Origin of the sequence: Botrimarina colliarenosi (assembly GCF_007859955.1) — a bacterium.
Classification (GTDB): domain Bacteria; phylum Planctomycetota; class Planctomycetia; order Pirellulales; family Lacipirellulaceae; genus Botrimarina; species Botrimarina colliarenosi.
In genome coordinates this window covers 1-4,287 of sequence record NZ_SJPR01000019.1, presented here as the reverse complement: position 1 = coordinate 4,287, position 4,287 = coordinate 1, and the positions used below count along the sequence as shown (strand labels likewise).

Below are 4,287 nucleotides of genomic sequence, written 5' to 3'. Positions count from 1 at the left end.
CCGGTAGAACGCGTGCCCCGGGCTCGCCGCCAGCTCGCCCGACGGCACGAACAGCTCCCCCTGCGACTCCCGCCGCCGCTTCCCCATCCCCATCGCGATCCCTCCGTCGCGTCAACCTAGACGCTCACAGACTAGCGCTATCTCGCCGCGATCGGGAGTGAGAAAATCAACGGGCTGCTAGGCACGCCACCTGATTGGTTGCAAGACGTTCGATAGGCGGCAGTGCCATTAGATCGATCTAGGTCTACACTGTCGTGTTCTACAAGCTCTGCGCTATTGGCCTAACGGCGTCACAAAGTCGTCGCGCATTCTGAAGGCAGATGAAGAACCACTTTCCACCAGCGTATCCAACAGGTAGAGCACAGCGTCGCGTAATGAGCGATCAGACTTCATCGCTATGGGGCTTCCGTAGACGTATCTGCGAAGCAGAGATTCGAGCATATAGACAGTATTGCTCATTCGGAGCATCGCTGTGCTATCGCCTTTTTTCAGGCGCTCCGCCACAAGTTTGAATGCTTCGGGTAAAGATTGCTCGCCGATGTGGTAAAGGAAGCGGGCGTAGTTGTCGAGCACCAGAGCAGTAGGCGGAAGGTCCTTAAACAGCTGATGTATGTGATGAGCATGGCCTTCAAGGCTCGTCCAGTGCGTTACCTCAGCTTTCCAATACTCTGTAAGAAAGATGGTGGCCATGATATCTCTGCCCCTTGGGTGCCCCGCATCCAAGCTCGAAAGCCATTTTGCCTTTCGAACCTGCTCTGCAAACATCACCCAGATCGCCCAGAATCTATCAGTTTGCTGCAGGCGATCTTCAAAACCGATCACTCCCCGTAGAATGGAAGCGGTTTCTCTTGGATGTCGTTCGACTGCCGCTACCACCGGCTCAAGGATGGCAGCGCTCTGCTCGGGTGGGACTTGGAGAATAAACTCCTCAAACAAATTGGTGAGGCCAATCACAGCGTCGTCTGATCGCTCTCGTCCGCGACGATGGTCTTCGTCCTCATCCCACCACTGTACGAGTATTTTAGCAAGTCGAGCAAACGCGCTAATTGCCATCTCTTCATTCGGTGCATAACATAGTAGCCTAATGATGCGGTGGTTCGCGGCAGAGCCTGTCCAATCGCTAATATTTAACTTGGGATAACTGTCTTCGGCAGTCTCAAAAAAGCCGGTCCTTACTCGCTGAGCGGCCTCATACTCAATAAGACCGTAGTCTTTCCGTTCAGGGTAGGGATTCTCTCGTTCAGCGCTCCGCATCTCTTGGACGAGGGCGGCCTCTGCAGCGAGTGCATTGACGCAGCGTCTTGCCAACTCGGCGTGGGTGCTCCAAAGGAACTTGCCCGCGCCTGCCACCGCGTGCATCCTGACCTCCTCCGTTGGGTGCGTGACGGCAAGCACGAGCATTCTTCTGATACGTTCGGCTAGCGGTGCGTCGAGTGATTTCCCAAGAAGGCTTGGGAGGACATACGCCGAGGGCCGGTCCCCTTCCATGCTTCCTCGTTGGACCCTGGCCAAACCATCCCAGTTGTCAGCGTCCTGCTCGACAGCGCTGCAAACTGAATCAACGCACCAATCGCGCTCCTCCTCTGAAAGCTCTCCGAAATGGTCTCTGATGCAGACTGCCGCCACGAATGCTGGCGCACCTCGCCCCATGAGATAGTCTTCCTCATTCGCGTCCGGTAACTGCCGAGCCTCGTCGAGTCGCTCTTTCCAAACGCTAGGGTCGTACTGGCCGGCTTCCTCACCGGAGAACGTTTTGTACCCCCACATAAAGAGCGCAAGGCGGGCGTCGGCTGAGCCGAGTCTCTTCTCCGTGGCTATGACCATCTGCTGAACGTCCGCCTCCGGTACTTTGAGGTCGAGACGAATCAGTCGGCTCGCCTCCGCATGCCCTTCAGGTTTCTTGCTGTGCTCTAGTGCGCTGCTCTTCGGTTGATCGCTCATGGAGTATTGACGCAAGTCCATGCGATGCAGAGCGAGCCTCCAAATTCTGTCTTCTTCGTCCTGCTGATCGATAGGAGGCATACTGCTTCTCAGTTTGTCGATTAGCTCCTGAACCCGGTCTGCATGTGGAGTAAGCTGAAGGTTAGCAATCGCAACTTCTAGGTCGTTTCCCCGATGTGCTCGTTTGGATGACTCTTTGCGCTCGTTCTCGTAGATCTTCTTCGTCGAGTCGAGCGTCGGCAGCATGTTCTGCATCGCACTGACAGAGTGCTCTTGTACGAGTCGCTGTTTGTCGAGCAGGATGCACTCACGTGAACTCAGCAAGGCAAGAAGCGTCTCTGGTGTAATGCGCGGATAGGCGGTGGCGACGCTTGCGACCACCGCGGTAATCGCAGCCGACTTACTGCGACGAAGCAAGCTTAGGAGTATATCGTCGATCTTATCCGGGCTCGCGCCGGCTGCTTCGAGCAACCACAGTTCAAGGGCCATCAGCATCGACTGAAGGACGTGGGGGCCCACTGTCGCTCCACGGTACCAACCCCAAAGACGGTCATTGCACCATTGCGTGGATTCTCCCCCATCAGAAAGGCGCAGCGTTATTTCATAGGGTGGAGCGATGTATGCCATAGGGACACGATTTGTCGAGTTCCATTCTGCAGAATGATTGAATGCGTCGAGAGTAAAGTCGATGGCATGGTCCGGGTGGTGACGCAGTAAAAAGAGAAACGGGCCATGGAAGGCGCTCGGCGGGAAGTACCTGAACCCCATCCGCTCTCTGAGCCCGAAGTGCGGCTCTGTGTGCGTGTCGTAGAACTCCCGGCTCCGATTCTTAAGAATGTCTTCCGTGAGCAGCAACTCGCGCCGCAGCGTCGTAAGAACCGCCTCAGGAAGGTCGCGACAGACTGCGAACCCGGCCATGTCGGACAAAACTAGTTCTCTGAAGTCCTCACCAATCCGGTCCCGGTCCTCTCGCTGCTCGGCAGTGAGCATCTGAGCTGTCTTGTCTGCTTCGCATTTGGGGAGCTTTGCGATTAGCTGTAAGACTCTTTTTCTGCTGTCTTCTGATCGATAGTCGTCGAATCTCGGTAGAAGCCAAAAGGCAATCTTAACGATGTCACTCGAGCCCTTCGGGTATGGCGTACGCCAACTGACGCCGCGTGCTGCATCCTCTGCGAGCCCCAGAAGAAGTTGAACATCGTCTTCGTCAAACTCATCTAGTCGGGAAGCGACTAACCGGAGAACTGCTTCCCATGCATCGCCGTCAGGGACGTGGATCAGCGATGCGACTCCGCCAGCACCGCCAAACCAAGCAGGAGTCGTTACGCAACCAACTCGAAGTAAGTGAATGACTCGCTTGAGCAAACGACGGCCGTCAGCGAGCAGGGAACTGGTGTGTCTGCTCAGAAAGCTGGCAGACGCCGAAGACCGAAGCAGCGAGACCAGTGTGTCGTCATGGAAGTGCGCTGACAGGCCCTGTTGGCCGACGACGGCCTTATAGATGTTGTCTGCCGCGTCGGGACTTTGCTCAACCAGCTCACAGACCCATTTGCGGTAGGACCGACGAAGGGCGGGCTCGGTGCCCAACTCACTGGCCATTGCAACGAGCGACTTCTCATGCCGGGCATACATTTCTTCTATCCAGCGCAAGATTGCCCAGTCTTCGAGAACATCGTGAGCAGGCGCCACTTGCGAGTCGCTGTCGTCACAGGTGGTGGTCAAGGAATCGTGGTGCAGGGAATCGAGAACGTCGGATTCAAGATCCCTGCAATCCGCAAAAGGTGAGAGCGCCTTGGCCCGCCGCAACGCAATTTGCACAAAGGCCGCGCTGCGCCGACGTGGCATTCCGCCAGCAGCGTTCTCTTCCTTCCTAACAACCCGCTTCCAGAAGAGTTCTCTGAAGGCGGGTTCTGTCTCCGGAACCGACTGGCCTTCTGGCCAATCCATCCGGACGGCAAGGTCGAGCATGTACAGAGATTTGAGGAGCTTTCTAAGAGGTTTGTTCTCCAATGGAGTCGCTAACTTCGGGATTGCGCCCGTTACAGTCGAAAGCTCTGCGTCATCTAGCCACGGGACCTCTACTAGCGAATGCACAACACCCGCATGGTCTAGGAGAGCCGAGCGGACTAAGTCTGTTGAGTAATCTCTGCAGGTGAGCAATAGCCGCCAACTCGGATCACTCTTCACGAGCACCAGGAGGTCAATAAAGGCTTCTCGTGAAGCTGTGATCGGCAGTCGAAAAGTGCAGCGCCCGGCGCCGAGAAAGTGCAGCGCTGGTTGGTTGGGGGAGTTTGGATTGGGCCTCCCCGCGTGGGCCCGGAGGGCTTGCTAGTTCTTGGATCGGCGTCT

The 4,287-nt window shown here is 56.3% G+C and carries 1 protein-coding gene; it reads right to left on the bottom strand.

Translation table 11 applies throughout. From position 1 onward, the window contains the following. Window positions 1-273: 273 nt before the first annotated feature. A complete protein-coding gene (locus Pla108_RS20665) occupies window positions 274-3,906 on the bottom strand; it encodes an AAA family ATPase (protein ID WP_146446885.1) in 3,633 nt (1,210 codons plus the stop codon). Window positions 3,907-4,287 lie beyond the last annotated feature (381 nt).

Coding starts and splice junctions, on each gene's coding strand:
- Pla108_RS20665 (WP_146446885.1), bottom strand. CDS start 3,906: ATGCTCGACCTTGCCGTCCGGATGGATTGGCCAGAAGGCCAGTCGGTT.